Genomic DNA, 14,164 nt, shown 5'->3' with positions numbered 1-14,164 from the left:
GTGTTGACCATCGGCCAGCTGGCGGCCTACGCGGGGGTGACCCAGCGGGCGGTCCGGCACTACCACCAGATCGGGCTCCTGCCGGAGCCGCAGCGCGACTCCTCGGGCTACCGCAGCTACGGGGCCCAGGCCGTGGTCGACCTGATCCGCATCCGGACCCTGGCCGAGGCGGGAGTGCCGCTGGCCCGGGTGCAGGACCTTCTCGAAGCCGGTGAGGAGGAGTTCGCGGCCGCGGTGGCCGAGATCGACAGCCGGCTGCGGGCGGAGATCCGCGACCTGCAGGAGCACCGCCGCCGGATCGCCCGGCTCGCCGGTGGCGACTCCCTGGCCCTGCCGGCCGAGGTCGTCGCCTACCTCGACAAGCTGCGGGCCAGCGGCGCGTCGGAGGCCATGGTCGCGGGCGAGCGCGACGCCTGGATCCTCATCGCCGCCCGCTGGCCGGAGAAGATCCCCGCGTTCATGGCCGACAAGTCGGCCCAGCTGGACGACCCGAGGACGGTGCGGCTGTACCTGCTCATCGGCGAGCTGGCCGCAGGGGGCATGGACGAGGCAGAGGTGACGGACCTCGACGAGGACCGCCTGGGGGAGGTCGCCGACCTGATGGCCGAGATGAACGAGGAGTCGGCGCAGCGAGGCGACCTCGAGCGACAGAGCGAGGAGATGGGCGACGACGCGTTCATCGCCCTGATGGACTCCTTCGCCTCCGACTCCCATCCCATGGTCCAGCGGCTCCAGGAGCTGCTGGCCGAACGAGGCTGGACGGGGTGGAGCCGCATGGAGCGGACGACGTCCCCGGACACCTCACGAGCAGCCCGGGGCGTCGCGCCGGGCTAGCCGAGGTATGCCGCGAGCGTGCTCTGCACGGCACTGCTGACCGCGCCCGTGCCGCCGAGGACGACGATCTTCTTCGGCTTCAGCCGCTTCAGCTCGGTGGCGATGCTCGGCGGCAGGGTGGTGGCACCGGTCAGCAGCACCGGACCCTTCGCCTTGCCCGCGATCGGCGCACCCGACAGCGCGTCGGGGAAGGCCAGGCCGTTGGCGACGTACGCGACCGGCACACCCGCGGCATACGACTTTGCGGAGAAGGTGGCGCTGGAGGAGAAGCGGTCGCTGCCGGCCCAGCGCTCGACGACGCCGCTCGTGGCGTACTGCGCCAGGGCTGTCCTGACCGTGGTGGAGACGGCGCCGGTGCCGCCGAGGACGACGATCTTGGACGGCTTGAGGCGGGCCAGTTCCGTGGCGATGACGCTCGGCACGCTGGTCGCGCCGGTGAGCAGCACCGGGCCGGGCGTCTTGCCGGCGATCGGTGCGCCCGAGAGCGCGTCGGGGAAGGTGAGGCCGTTGGCGACGTAGGCGACGCTGACACCGGGGGCGAAGCTGTTCGCGGAGAACTTCGCGCTCGAGGCGTAGCGGTCGGCACCCGCCCAGCGGACCACCGTGCCCGAGGTCGCGTACTTCGCCAGGGCGGTCTTGACCGTGTTGGAGACCGCGGCGGTGCCGCCGAGCACCACGATCTTGCCGGGCTTGAGGCGGCCGAGCTCGGTGGCGATCGGTGACGGGATGCTCGTGGGGGCGGTCAGCAGCACCGGGCCGCCGTTCTCGCCCGCGATCGGGGCGCCCGACAGGGCGTCGGGGAAGGTCAGGCCGCTGGCGACATACGCGACCGGCACCCCCGCGGCATACGACTTGGCGGAGAACGCCGCACTGGAGGCGTAGCGGTCAGCGCCAGACCAGCGCTGGGCGGTGGCGCCGCTGTTGACGCGGAGCGTGGCGCCGGTGGCGTCGGCCTTGTCGACGGAGATGATCACCTTGCCGGACGCGCTGCGGAAGGTGCCGCCGACCGGCACGACACGGTCCATGTCGCTGGAGTCGCCCGTGGGGGTGGCGTCGAGGACGTAGCTGCCGGAACCGGAAGGAGCGGCCGGGTCGCTGCGCAGCACCTCGACGCCGAGGCTGTAGCCGAAGTAGCTGCTGGCCCTGAACAGGTCGCGTCCCGAGGGGTAGCGGTAGTCGACGTAGTAGGTGGCGCCGCTCGGGTCGCCGATCTTCAGCGCGCGCCTGGTCGTGACCGGTGCCGAGAGCGGGGCGAGCTTGACCGTGGTGACGCCGCTGCCGGCCTTGACCGTCTGCACCGCCTCGGGCACCAGGCCCATGCCGGCGAGCTGCACGGCGTTGAGGTTGCCCTCGCCGAAGCCGGACCCCGACATGCCCATGACGTCGAGGTAGTCGCGGTAGGGGTACTCGACGCAGCCGCTGAACGAGCCGGCGATCACCGGGGCGTCCTGGGTGCCGGTGCAGCGCAGGCCGTTGGAGTGCTCGCGGCCGAGGTTGTGGCCGAGCTCGTGGGCGACGACCGACTGGTTGAGGTCGGAGACGAAGGCGGTGTTGTCGCTCGCGTTGAGGCCGCCGACGCTGGCGATGCCGTAGTCGCAGCCGTAGCCGTCGGCGCCGGGCGGGGCCACGAGCAGCAGGTGCTTGCCGACGCCCTGCGCCTCGGGCATCTTCGCCAGCGCCTCGTTCCACATGTTGTAGACGTCGCCGCACGCGAACTTCGAGGTGTAGGTCGGCAGCACCTTGGTGACGGCGAACCCGACCTGGTTGTCGGTCTGGCTCATCCAGTAGCTCGACACCTGCTTGATGGTGTCCTCGACGTTGGTGGCGGTGAAGCGCGCGGTCGTGGTGGCCATGTCACTCGGCACCACCAGCGCTGCGTAGACCTCGCGGGTCACGGGGGCGGTCGCCGTGGTGCTGCCGCTCGCGAGCGTCGTGCTGGAGAGCACCTTGGCGCCGTCGGTGGTCTGCTGCGTCTGCACGGTGACGGTGCTGCCGTCCGCGGCGTGGGCGAGGCTGCCCGCCGCGAGCGGGACGACCCGCCTGCCCGTGTGCAGCACGCGCTGCCGCTCCGGCCCCTGCTTCCGCCCGGGCCCGAGGGTCGACGGGCCGCCGCGGTGCTCCTCGCGCACGACGGTCTGCACCGTGCCGGTGTAGGTGGCCCGCTTGCCGCCGGGGTCGCCGGGGTCGCCGGGTGCGGCGGCGGCGCTGTAGGCGGCGGACAGGGATGCCACCACGGCGACGGCCGTGGCCAGGGCGATGCGTCTCACGCAGCGAGGGTAGGAAGGCCAACCGGGCGCCAATGACCACCAACACACGTTGTTGTGCCTTCGGTGACCGATTCGAGACGTTCGGCCGATGGGGTGCGCAGGATCGCGGACGCCTTTGCCGTCGGAGCGGGTCCGGTGAGCCGCTGCGCGGCGCTCGGTATGCCGTCGAGTGCGGCTCAGGCTCGGACGGTAACCTCGCGGGCGTGTACTTCACCGACCGGGGCATCGAGGAGCTTGCCGCCCGCCGGGGAGAGGAAGAGGTCTCCCTGGAGTGGCTGGCCGACCAGCTGCGCACCTTCGTGGACCTGAACCCCGAATTCGAGACCCCCATCGACCGGCTCGCCACCTGGCTGGCCCGCCTCGATGACGATGAAGAGTGACCCGAGGACTGATCTGTTGAGCACCGAGCCCGAGTTCACCCCCAGCGCCGAGTTCCACGTCGCCCACGAGGGGCCCCGCGACGTGGGGCTCGTCTTCATCGGCGCCTCGCTCGTGGCCGGCGTCGGTGACCCCAAGGGGCAGGGCTGGGTCTCGCGGGTCGTGGGGCGCACCCAGCACCCCGACGTCGACATCACCGCCTACAACCTCGGCGTGCGCGGCGACACCTCCGCCGACGTGCTGAACCGGTGGCGCACCGAGTGCCCGCCGCGCTGGGCCGGCCGCTCCGAGAAGCGGCTGGTGGTCTCGGTCGGCGGCAACGACGCGGCCAAGGGCATGACCCTGGCCCGGCACCGGCTCAACCTCGCCAACATCCTCGACGACGCGGCCAGCGCCGGCATCGGCACCTTCGTCGTCAGCCCGCCACCGTCGAGCGACCACGACCTCAACCACAAGCTCGAGGTGCTCGTCGAGGCGCAGGCCGACGTCTGCTCGCGTCGGGGGGTGCCGTTCGTCGACTGCTTCCGCCCCCTGATGGGGCACGAGCAGTGGCAGTCCGACCTCGCCGCCAGCCGGGTGCCCGGCCACCCGGGGCAGGCCGGCTACGGCCTCATCGCCTGGCTGGTGCTGCACAACGGCTGGTACGACTGGCTCCAGATCTCGAGCTGAGGCGACGCGCGGCTGGAAGCCGGCCGCACGGCATACCCCTCAACGACTTCTGGCCACCCACTCGGCATGTGGCGGCTTCTCAGCCTCCGTATGCCGTGTGAGTGGCCAGAAGTGCGGGAGGGGGCGCAGCGCCCCCTCCCGGATCAGCGGCGGAAGGCCGCCTCGATCAGCTCGGCCTGCTCGGCCTGGTGCTTCTTGGTCGAGCCCGTGGCCGGGGAGGCCGAGGCGCGACGCGAGACCACCCGCAGCGGACGCTGCTCACCGAACTCGAGCAGCTGGCCCGGCAGGTTGAGCGCCATGAACGGCCAGGCGCCCTGGTTCTGCGGCTCGTCCTGCACCCAGACGACGTCGGCGTTCGGGTACTTGCGCAGCTCGGCGGCGATGTCGTGCGACGGCACCGGGGCGAGCTGCTCGACTCGGATGATCGCGGTCGTCTCGTCGCCGTCCTTCTCGCGCCGGGCCTCGAGGTCGTAGACCACCTTGCCGCTGGCGAGCAGCACGCGGGTCACGCTGTTGGCGTCGAGCTGCTTGCGGTCGGCCAGCACCGGCTGGAACGTGCCCGTGGTGAAGTCCTCGGGCGCGCTCGCCGCAGCCTTGAGGCGCAGCATCGACTTCGGGGTGAAGACGATGAGCGGCCGGCGCGGGCGGGCGTAGGCCTGGCGACGCAGCAGGTGGAAGTAGCTCGCCGGCGTCGACGGGTAGGCGATCGTCATGTTGTCCTCGGCGAACATCGTGAGGAACCGCTCGATGCGTGCGGAGGAGTGGTCGGGTCCCTGGCCCTCGTAGCCGTGCGGCAGCAGCAGCACGACGGAGGAGCGCTGGCCCCACTTCTGCTCGCCCGAGGAGATGAACTCGTCGACGATGGTCTGCGCGCCGTTGAAGAAGTCGCCGAACTGCGCCTCCCACAGCACCAGGGCATCGGGCCGCTCGACCGAGTAGCCGTACTCGAAGCCCATCGCGGCGTACTCCGACAGCAGCGAGTCGTAGACCCAGAACCGGGCCTGGCCCTCACCGAGGTAGAGCAGCGGGGTCCACTCCTCGGCGGTCACCTTGTCGATGAGCACCGCGTGGCGCTGCACGAACGTGCCGCGACGGCTGTCCTGCCCGGCGAGGCGCACCGGGGTGCCCTCCTTGAGCAGGGTGCCGAAGGCCAGCAGCTCGCCGGTCGCCCAGTCGATGCCGCCCTCGCGCACGGACTGCGCCCGCTTCTCCATGGCCTGCTTGAGCTTCGGGTGGATCGTGAAGCCCTCGGGCATGTTCACGAACGAGTCGCCGATGTGCTCGAGCTCCTCGCGGGGCACGGCCGTGTCGGTCGCCGACCGGGTGGTCTGGTCGGCCGCCTGGGCCGCCGGCAGCTCGAGGCCGCGGTGGCCCTCGACGTCGGTGCCGGCCAGGCTCGCGTCCGCGGTCTCCGGGCCGGGAGCGTTCGCGGACTCCTTGATGGCCTCCTTGGTCTCGATGAAGACCCGCTCGAGCTGCTGCTGGTAGTCGCGCAGCGCGGCCTCGGCGTCCTCGACGGAGATGTCGCCACGGCCGATGAGCGCCTCGGTGTAGAGCTTGCGGACGCTGCGCTTGGCCTCGATGAGGTTGTACATCAGCGGCTGCGTCATCGACGGGTCGTCGCCCTCGTTGTGACCGCGGCGGCGGTAGCACACCATGTCGATGACGACGTCCTTGTTGAACTCCTGCCGGAACTCGTAGGCGAGCTCGGCCACCCGCACGCAGGCCTCGGGGTCGTCGCCGTTCACGTGGAAGATCGGCGCCTGGATCATCCGGGCCACGTCGGTGGAGTAGGTCGAGGAGCGCGAGCTGCTCGGGCTCGTCGTGAAGCCGACCTGGTTGTTGATGACCACGTGGATCGTGCCGCCGGTGCGGTAGCCGCGCAGCTGGCTCAGGTTCAGCGTCTCGGCGACGACACCCTGGCCGGCGAAGGCCGCGTCACCGTGCATCAGGATCGGCAGCACGGTGAACGCCTCGCCGGCGAGGTCGAGCCGGTCCTGCTTGGCGCGGGCGATGCCCTCGAGCACCGGGTTGACGGCCTCGAGGTGGCTCGGGTTCGCGGCGAGGTAGACCTTCGTGGTCGCGCCGTCCTCGGCGTGGAACTCGCCCTCGGTGCCGAGGTGGTACTTCACGTCGCCGGAGCCCTGCACCGAGCGCGGGTCCTGCTTGCCCTCGAACTCGCGGAAGATCTGCCCGTAGGACTTGCCCGCGATGTTGGCGAGCACGTTGAGGCGCCCGCGGTGCGGCATACCGATGCAGACCTCGTCCATCTTGTCGTCCGCCGCACGGCACAGGATGCGGTCGAGCAGCGCGATGACCGACTCGCCGCCCTCGAGCGAGAAGCGCTTCTGGCCGACGAACTTGGTCTGCAGGAAGGTCTCGAACGCCTCGGCCGCGTTGAGCTTGCGCAGGATGCGCAGCTGCTCGTCGGGGCTGGGCTTGGCGTAGCCGACCTCGATCTTGTCCTGGAGCCAGCGACGCTGCTCCGGGTCCTGGATGTGCATGTACTCGGTGCCGATGGTCCGGCAGTACGAGTCGCGCAGGATGCCGAGGATCTTGCGCAGCCGCAGCATCGGCGCCCCGCCGAACCCGCCGGTGGCGAAGTCGCGCTCGAGGTCCCACAGGGTCAGGCCGTGGCTGGTGACGTCGAGGTCGGGGTGGCGGCGCTGGCGGTACTCCAGCGGGTCGGTGTCGGCCATGAGGTGGCCGCGCACGCGGTAGGCGTGGATGAGCTCCTGCACGCGCGCCGTCTTGTTGACGTCGTCGTCGTGGTGGGCGGAGATGTCCTGCACCCAGCGCACCGGCTCGTAGGGGATGCGAAGGCTCTCGAAGATCTCGTCGTAGAAGCCGTTCTCACCGAGCAGCAGCGCGTTGATGATGCGCAGGAAGTCACCCGACTGGGCGCCCTGGATGATGCGGTGGTCGTAGGTGCTCGTCAGCGTGAGGATCTTGGAGACCGCGTTGCGGTTGATCGTCTCCTGGCTCGCGCCCTGCCACTCGGCGGGGTAGTCGAGCGATCCGACGCCGATGATCGTGCCCTGCCCGCTCATCAGGCGCGGCACCGAGTGCACGGTGCCGATGGTGCCCGGGTTGGTCAGGGAGATGGTGGTGCCCTGGAAGTCCTCGACGGTCAGCTTGGCGTTGCGCGCCTTGCGCACGACGTCCTCGTATGCCGTCCAGAAGTGGGCGAAGTCCATCGACTCGGCCGACTTGATGCTGGGCACGAGCAGCTGGCGGGTGCCGTCCTCCTTGGCGACGTCGATCGCCAGGCCGAGGTTGACGTGCGCCGGCACGACGAGGGCGGGCTTGCCCTTCTCGTCGGTGGTGAACCCGTTGTTCATCTCCGGCATCGCGGCCAGCGCCTTCACCAGCGCGTAGCCGATGAGGTGGGTGAAGGAGACCTTGCCGCCGCGGGAGCGCTTGAGGTGGTTGTTGATGACGACCCGGTTGTCGATGAGCAGCTTCGCCGGGATGGCGCGCACGCTCGTGGCGGTCGGCACCTGGAGCGAGGACTCCATGTTGGTCACGGTGCGGGCGGAGGCACCGCGCAGCGGCCTGACCTCGCTCTCGCTGAGCGGGCCGGTCGCCTTGAGGCCGGCAGGCTCGCGCGGCTTCGGCGGCTCCGTCTTGGCCGGCTCCTGCTTCGGGGCCTCCTGCTTCGGGGCCTCCTGCTTGGCGGTTTCCGGCTTGGCGGCGGGCGCGGCCTGGGCCGGCGCGGTCTGCTCGCGCGGGGGAGCGACCTTCGCTGCTGCGGTCTGGCCACCCATCGCGGCCTCCTTGTCCTCCGGCTTGTCGGCCACGGCCTTGTCGGAGCGGGCGTCGGGCTTGTCGGTGGTCGTGGCCTGCTTCTGCACGGTGGCCGGGGCGCTCGCGGTGCCCTCACGGCCCTGCGCAGGTGCACCCGGGGTCGCCGTGGCGGTCGGCGCCGTGCCGTTCGTGCCGCCGTTCACCGTGGGCTCACCCGGCCGGTAGTCCTCGAAGAACTCCCACCACGCGCGGTCCACGGAGTTCTTGTCCTTCAGGTACTGCTGATACAGCTCGTCCACGAGCCACTCGTTGGGGCCGAAGGCCGCCAGGGGGTCGTTGGTCGGAGACTGGTCTGGCACGGCGGATACGCCTCTTTCATAGCGTCGACAATGACGAGCGAACGGGTAGGCCCAGCCTATCCCCGTCGCCTGTGCCGTGCCCCAGTGGCCCGAACCCTGTCCGCACGACGCCGCCGAGGTGTCGCCGAGGTGTCCTGAGCACGCGACGACACGCTGGAAAACGGCCCTCCGATGGCGTTGCGAGGGCCGTTTCCCAGCGTGTCGATTGGGTGGCGGGGCGCCGTGGCGCGCGCCGGGCGGGACGCCCTAGCTGATGTCGGCCCGCACGGTCCGCCAGCTGCCGACGCCGGCCAGCACCGCGGCATACAGGGTGAGCACGATCGCGCCGCCCCACCAGGTGAGCGGCTGCACCGCGTTGGCGCCGCCCTGTGACACCCCGTTGACCATCGCGTTGGTCGCGGACGTCGGCAGGTAGGGCGCGATGTGCTCGCGACCCCACTCCCAGTAGCCGAGCCCGAACACGATCAGCGGCTCGACGATCCAGGCGACGCCGACCGCGATCAGCAGGGCGGCGACCTGGTTGGGGATGAGGATGCCGGCGCCGAGGCCGATGAGGGCCCACAGGCCGAGCACCAGCAGGGCCAGGGCGAGGGTGCGGAACACGCCCGAGGTGGGGAAGGGGTCGAACCCCCGGGCGTTGAGCACGATCGCCCCGGCGGCGACCGAGCCGATGAGCGAGAGCAGGCCGTACAGCGCGCCGAGCACGAGGAGGGTGACCACCTTGGCGCCCATGACGACGGCCCGCTTGGGGGTGCCGAGGAAGGTGCCCGAGATCGTCTTGTGCCGGTACTCGCTGCCGATCTGCATGACGCCGATCACCAGGGTGAGCAGGTAGCCCACGCTGAGCCCGCCGGTGTAGACGCTGTTGGCGATCTGCTCGGGGGTGCCGGTCGGCACGCCGCGGCCCTGTGCGGAGGGGCTCGGCGGCTGGGTGAGCAGGAAGCCGAAGAGCACCGCCAACGCGATCCCCAGCACGAACACGGCGAGGGCCATGCCCCACCACAGCCGCGTGGTGAAGAACTTGCGGAACTCGGCCCTGATGGCGGCGGTCATGCCTGAGCCTCCTGCTGGCCCGCGGCCGGCTGGCCGAGGTTGCGGTTGGTGTTCTCGGTGAGCTGGAAGAACAGCTGCTCGAGGTCGTTCTGTATGCCGTGGAGCTCGTAGATCGGTAGACCTGCCCGCAGTGCCACGTCACCGATGAGCCGCAGGTCGCTGGTGTCGGCCATGAGTGCGCCGCTGCCGTCGTCGCTGCTGCTGACGTCGCTGCTCGTGATGTCGCTGACGCGCAGGGCCCCGGCCAGTGCGGCGGGGTCGGAGGTGCGCACGAGCGCGCGGGGGGCGCCGTGCAGGTCGCTCATCGCGCCCTGGCGGACGAGCTGGCCGTTGGTGATGATCACGACGTCGTCGACGGTCTGCTCCACCTCCTGGAGCATGTGGCTCGAGATGAGGATGGTCTTGCCCTGGCCGGCGAGGTGACGCAGGAAGCCGCGCAGCCAGCGGATGCCCTCGGGGTCGAGGCCGTTGGCCGGCTCGTCGAGGATCAGCACCTGCGGGTCGCCCAGCATGGCCGCGGCCAGGCCGAGGCGCTGGCGCATGCCCATCGAGTAGCCGCCGGCGCGCTTGCGGGCGGCGGCCGGGATGCCGACGAGCTCGAGCATCTCGTCGACGCGCTGCGTGCTCACGCCGGCGGTGTCGGCGAGCACGCGGAGGTGGTCGCGACCGGTGCGGCCGGGGTGGAAGTTCGTCGCCTCGAGCGCGGAGCCGACAACGCTCATCGGCTTCTCGATGTCGTGGTAGCGGCGGCCGCCGATCGTCGCGGTGCCCGCGGTCGGCTTGATGAGGCCGAGCAGCATGCGCAGCGTCGTGGTCTTGCCGGCTCCGTTGGGGCCGAGGAAGCCGGTGATCCGGCCCGGCTCGACCGTGAAGGAGAGGTGGTCGACGGCGGTGAAGTCGCCGAAGCGCTTGGTCAGGTCGCGCACCTCGATGCGCGCGCTCTGGGTCGCTGTGCCCGGACCCGGGCCCGGGCCAGGCACCGGTGCGGTGGTCGTCGTGGTCGTCATGCGTCCCCCGGCCTTCGTCTCATGCGTCACATCCTCCCAACTGACCTCACGTGAGGGTCAACGGGGTTTCAGCCGGGTTGGTGCCACGGGAGCGTCAGCCGGCCCGGCGGCATACCCGCTCGCAGTGAGCGCGCGGCAGGATGGGGACGCACACCTAGGATGGCTCGCACTATGACCGAGTGGTTACTCGTCCTTGCCGGCGTCCTCCTGACTGCCGGCACCGCCGTCTTCGTGGCTGCCGAGTTCTCGCTCGTGGCGCTGGACCGGCCCACCGTGCAGCGGGCCATCGACTCCGGCGACCAGGGCGCCCACGTCGTGCTCGGCTCGCTGCGGCGGCTGTCGACTCAGCTGTCGGCCGCTCAGGTCGGCATCACCCTGACGACGCTGGTCCTGGGCTACCTCGCCACCCCGAGCATCGGCAAGCTGCTCCAGACGCCGCTGTCGGCGATGGGGCTGACCGGCGGGACCCTGACCTCGGTCGCTGCGATCATCGCCCTCGTCATCGCCACCGTGTTCTCCATGGTGTTCGGTGAGCTCCTGCCGCAGTTCCTCGGCATCTCCGCGCCGCTCGGCACCGCCAAGGTCGTCGCCGGGCCGGTGCGGGTCTTCGCGGTCGTGGCCAAGCCGCTGATCGCCGTGCTCAACGGATCGGCCAACCTCGTGCTGCGGGGCGTGGGCATCACGCCGCAGGAGGAGCTGTCGGGCGCGCGCACGCCGCAGGAGCTCGCCTCACTGGTGCGGCGCTCGGCCGAGGTGGGCACGCTCGACATCGGGACGGCCCGCCTGGTGACCCGGTCGCTTGGCTTCGGCGAGCAGACGGCCGCCGACGTCATGAGCCCCCGGGCCAGGGCCACCTCGATCGAGCGGACCGCCAACGCCGAGGACGTGCTGCGCCTCGCCCGCAGCACCGGCCACTCGCGCTTCCCCGTGACGGGCGAGGACTGGGACGACATCGACGGCATCGTGCACGTCAAGCGCGCCATCGCCGTGCCGCACGACCGCCGGCCCGACGTGCCCGTGTCGGCGCTGATGGTGCCGCCGCTGCTGGTGCCCGAGACGATCCGGCTCGACCCGCTGCTGCTCCTGCTGCGCGAGTCGGGCCTGCAGCTGGCCGTCGTCGTCGACGAGTACGGCGGCACCGCGGGGGTCGTCACCCTCGAGGACGTCGTCGAGGAGATCGTCGGCGACGTCAGCGACGAGCACGACCGTGCGCGCACCACCGGGCGCGAGATGACCGACGGCTCCTGGACGGTGCCCGGCCTGTGGCGCCCGGACGAGGTGCGCGAACGGTGCGGTGCCCCGGTGCCGGAGGGACCGGCATACGAGACCACGGGCGGCTGGGTCATGGCCGAGCTCGGCCGCGTGCCCGTTGTCGGCGACGCCCTCGACCTCGACGGCTGGCACGTCACCGTGGTCGCCATGGACGGCATGCGCGTCGACCGGCTCCGCTTCTCGCCGGTGGGCCCGGAGGCAGCCGAGCAGGCCGCTGCCCACCACGACGCGGCAGCGCAGGCTGTCGACGCCGAGGGCTCCTCGACGGGCTCCTTGACCGACGAGGGGGAGGAGCGCTGATGGGCATCGCCCTGTGGATCACGATCCTCCTGCTGCTGCTCAACGCGTTCTTCGTCGGAGCCGAGTTCGCGGCGATGGCCGCCCGGCGCTCGCAGCTCGAGCCGCTCGCGGCGGGCGGGTCGCGTCGCGCGAAGGTCTGCCTCGACGCCCTGGAGCAGATGGGGTCGCTGCTGGCGTGCGCGCAGCTCGGCATCACGGTCTGCTCCGTGCTCCTCGGTGCCATTTCTGAGGCGGCGCTGCACCACTTCTTCGTGCCCGTACTCGAGCACCTCGGAGTGCCGGAGGCGCTCGCGGAGGGGTCGGCGCTCGCGCTGGCGCTGCTCATCGTCGTCTACCTCCACGTGGTCGTCGGCGAGATGATCCCCAAGAACCTCGCGCTCGCCGGCCCCGAGCGGGCGGCGCTGGTGCTGGTGCCCGTGCTGCTGTGGATCACCCGGGCGCTGCGCCCGCTCATCCGGGTGATGGAGTCGCTGGCCAAGGGGCTGGTGCGGCTCTTCGGGGTCGAGCCGAAGAACGAGCTCACGTCCGCCTTCACGGCCGAGGAGGTGCAGCACATCGTCGCCGAGTCACGCCGCGAGGGCCTGATCGAGGAGGAGCAGCACGGCCTGGTCGGGGCGGCGCTGGAGTTCAGCGACAAGGACGCGATCGACGTCGCCGTGCCGCTCGACTCGCTCGTGACGCTGCCCCTGACCGCGACGCCCGACGACGTCGAGCGCCTGGTCGCCAAGAAGGGCTTCTCGCGCTACCCGATGGTCGACGCCTCGGGTGCCTTGACGGGTTACCTGCACCTGAAGGACGTGCTCTACGCCGACGAGATGGAGCGCGACCTGCCCGTGCCGGTGAAGCGGGTGCGCAAGCTCGCCACCGTGCGGCCGCAGGACGAGGTCGAGGACGTGCTCGCGACCATGCAGCTGACGGGCGCCCACCTCGCCCGCGTCGTCGACGAGCAGGGCCGCGACCTCGGGGTGGTCTTCCTCGAGGACGTGCTCGAGGAGCTGGTCGGCGAGGTCACCGACGCCAGCCAGCGCTGAGCCAGGGCTGAGAGCCAGCACTGAGAGCCAGCACTGAGGCGGGCTGTTCCCGCCAGGCACTGCGTCACTGCTCCTGCCAGCGGAGCAGTGACGCAGTCACGTCGGGGCACCCTCTTCCAGCACGAGCCTGAGGTCAGCGAGTCGCTCCCGGATGTGACGCTCCAAGGCCCGTCCGATCGGCCTGGTCAGGGCGGAGAGCGGTCGGTGCACCCGCAGGATCTCGTGGTGGTGCAGCACGCTGCCGCGGTCGCCGTCCGTGCTGATCTCGTAGGTCAGGTGGCCGGACCAGGGGCGGCTGCGGAAGTCCATGCCCAGCAGGTTCGGCTCCCGCAGCTCGGTGACCACGCTCTCGATGCGGAGCCACCAGCCCGGCAGCAGGCGGACGCGCTCGTGCCACCGGGTGCCGATCCGCGTCGCACCCAGTGGCTCCTTCACCATCTCGACGGGCGCCCGGCGCGGGATCGGCTCGACGTCCTGGACGTCGGCCAGCAGGGCGAAGACCGCATCGGGCGGACGCCGGATCGCGACCGAGCGGTCGATCTCGTAGACCCTCATGCGACGACTGTGCGGCTCGCTTCCGTCCGCGGCATACCGTCGAAGGGGTGGGAAACCGTCCTTCGATCGGCGGGGAAAGAGCCCCCGGAGACGAGGCGAAGGGCCGTTTCCCAGCGTGTCGACGCGGGAAGTGGTCCTGTGGCACAAAAAAGTGCCCCCGGCAGGATTCGAACCTGCGCTCCCGCCTCCGGAGGGCGGTGCTCTATCCCCTGAGCTACGGGGGCCAACTTCAGGCGCACCAAGGTGCGCCCGGAGGACAGTAGCAGCCTAGGGTGGGAAACATGGAACGCGGAGGGGGACTGGTGCTCGTGTGCGACGACACCGAGCCCATCAGGCGCCTCATCCGCGTGAACCTCGAGCTCGACGACTACCGCGTCGAGGAGGTCTGCGACGGCGAGGCCCTGCTGGCCCGTCTCCAGGACGAGACCGCCGAGCTGCCGGGCGTCATCGTCCTCGACGCGCAGATGGAGCCGCGCGACGGCTGGTGGGCGATCACCCAGATCCGCGCCGACCCGCGGCTGATCCACATCCCCTGCCTCATGGTCACGGCGTCGGTGCAGCAGCACGACCGGGTGCAGGCCGCGGCGGCCGGGCTCGACGCGTTCGTGCCCAAGCCGTTCGACCCCGACTACCTCGTCGAGCTGGTCCAGGGCTTCATGGCCGAGGGCAGGCAGCACGAGCCCGCGCCCTAG

11 protein-coding genes and 1 tRNA gene are annotated in these 14,164 nt (G+C 71.0%); 6 read left to right on the top strand and 6 right to left on the bottom strand.

The window, feature by feature from the left end:
• On the top strand, positions 1-834 hold the full coding sequence (locus BMW78_RS01865) for a MerR family transcriptional regulator (RefSeq protein ID WP_091755816.1): 834 nt from the start codon (positions 1-3) through the stop codon (positions 832-834).
• Here BMW78_RS01865 and BMW78_RS01860 read toward each other — a convergent pair.
• On the bottom strand, positions 831-3,101 hold the full coding sequence (locus BMW78_RS01860) for a cell wall-binding repeat-containing protein (RefSeq protein WP_091755815.1): 2,271 nt from the start codon (positions 3,099-3,101) through the stop codon (positions 831-833). The two genes, BMW78_RS01865 and BMW78_RS01860, sit on opposite strands and share 4 nt — an antisense overlap.
• A 203-nt stretch (positions 3,102-3,304) precedes the next feature.
• Here BMW78_RS01860 and BMW78_RS20625 point away from each other — a divergent pair, with 203 nt between their 5' ends.
• Positions 3,305-3,481, top strand: a complete 177-nt coding sequence (locus tag BMW78_RS20625; RefSeq protein WP_091755814.1) for a DUF6104 family protein — start codon at positions 3,305-3,307, stop codon at positions 3,479-3,481.
• A 16-nt stretch (positions 3,482-3,497) separates the two neighbouring features.
• Positions 3,498-4,148, top strand: a complete 651-nt coding sequence (locus BMW78_RS01850) for a GDSL-type esterase/lipase family protein (RefSeq protein ID WP_425439035.1) — start codon at positions 3,498-3,500, stop codon at positions 4,146-4,148.
• Between the two features lie 143 nt (positions 4,149-4,291).
• On the opposite strand, the gene BMW78_RS01845 is transcribed toward BMW78_RS01850, so the two are convergent.
• The 3 genes from BMW78_RS01845 to BMW78_RS01835 form a co-directional block, all read right to left on the bottom strand.
• The gene (locus tag BMW78_RS01845; protein ID WP_091755811.1) at positions 4,292-8,254 is read right to left on the bottom strand and encodes a multifunctional oxoglutarate decarboxylase/oxoglutarate dehydrogenase thiamine pyrophosphate-binding subunit/dihydrolipoyllysine-residue succinyltransferase subunit; all 3,963 of its coding nucleotides are present in this window, start codon (positions 8,252-8,254) and stop codon (positions 4,292-4,294) included.
• A gap of 246 nt (positions 8,255-8,500) precedes the next feature.
• Positions 8,501-9,307, bottom strand: coding sequence for an ABC transporter permease (locus BMW78_RS01840; protein ID WP_091755809.1), 807 nt, complete (start codon positions 9,305-9,307; stop codon positions 8,501-8,503).
• Complete coding sequence (locus BMW78_RS01835) at positions 9,304-10,314, bottom strand: ABC transporter ATP-binding protein (protein WP_091755808.1); 1,011 nt, start codon at positions 10,312-10,314, stop codon at positions 9,304-9,306. The genes BMW78_RS01840 and BMW78_RS01835 overlap by 4 nt, the downstream gene beginning before the upstream one ends.
• 171 nt (positions 10,315-10,485) lie before the next feature.
• Here BMW78_RS01835 and BMW78_RS01830 point away from each other — a divergent pair, with 171 nt between their 5' ends.
• Positions 10,486-11,886, top strand: coding sequence for a hemolysin family protein (locus BMW78_RS01830; RefSeq protein WP_091755807.1), 1,401 nt, complete (start codon positions 10,486-10,488; stop codon positions 11,884-11,886).
• Positions 11,886-12,917, top strand: a complete 1,032-nt coding sequence (locus tag BMW78_RS01825) for a hemolysin family protein (protein WP_091755806.1) — start codon at positions 11,886-11,888, stop codon at positions 12,915-12,917. Before BMW78_RS01830 ends, BMW78_RS01825 begins: the two co-directional genes overlap by 1 nt.
• A 96-nt stretch (positions 12,918-13,013) precedes the next feature.
• Here BMW78_RS01825 and BMW78_RS01820 read toward each other — a convergent pair whose 3' ends face one another.
• Together BMW78_RS01820 and BMW78_RS01815 are read right to left on the bottom strand one after the other, a co-directional pair.
• Positions 13,014-13,472 (bottom strand): SRPBCC family protein, encoded by a 459-nt coding sequence (locus BMW78_RS01820; RefSeq protein ID WP_091755805.1) that lies wholly within the window; start codon positions 13,470-13,472, stop codon positions 13,014-13,016.
• A 152-nt stretch (positions 13,473-13,624) separates the two neighbouring features.
• Positions 13,625-13,696, bottom strand: a tRNA-Arg gene (locus BMW78_RS01815).
• Positions 13,697-13,753: 57 nt separating this feature from the next.
• Here BMW78_RS01815 and BMW78_RS01810 point away from each other — a divergent pair.
• Complete coding sequence (locus BMW78_RS01810; protein WP_091755804.1) at positions 13,754-14,164, top strand: response regulator; 411 nt, start codon at positions 13,754-13,756, stop codon at positions 14,162-14,164.

Source organism: Pedococcus cremeus (genome assembly GCF_900111375.1).
Classification (GTDB): Bacteria; Actinomycetota; Actinomycetes; order Actinomycetales; family Dermatophilaceae; genus Pedococcus_A; species Pedococcus_A cremeus.
This window is presented reverse-complemented; position numbering and strand designations above follow the sequence as displayed.

What these genes read in the sequence shown, in the direction of transcription:
- BMW78_RS01840 (WP_091755809.1), bottom strand. Translation starts at nt 9,307, where the DNA reads ATGACCGCCGCCATCAGGGCCGAGTTCCGCAAGTTCTTCACCACGCGG.
- BMW78_RS01835 (WP_091755808.1), bottom strand. Translation starts at nt 10,314, where the DNA reads ATGACGACCACGACGACCACCGCACCGGTGCCTGGCCCGGGCCCGGGT.
- BMW78_RS01830 (WP_091755807.1), top strand. Translation starts at nt 10,486, where the DNA reads ATGACCGAGTGGTTACTCGTCCTTGCCGGCGTCCTCCTGACTGCCGGC.
- BMW78_RS01825 (WP_091755806.1), top strand. Translation starts at nt 11,886, where the DNA reads ATGGGCATCGCCCTGTGGATCACGATCCTCCTGCTGCTGCTCAACGCG.
- BMW78_RS01820 (WP_091755805.1), bottom strand. Translation starts at nt 13,472, where the DNA reads ATGAGGGTCTACGAGATCGACCGCTCGGTCGCGATCCGGCGTCCGCCC.
- BMW78_RS01810 (WP_091755804.1), top strand. Translation starts at nt 13,754, where the DNA reads ATGGAACGCGGAGGGGGACTGGTGCTCGTGTGCGACGACACCGAGCCC.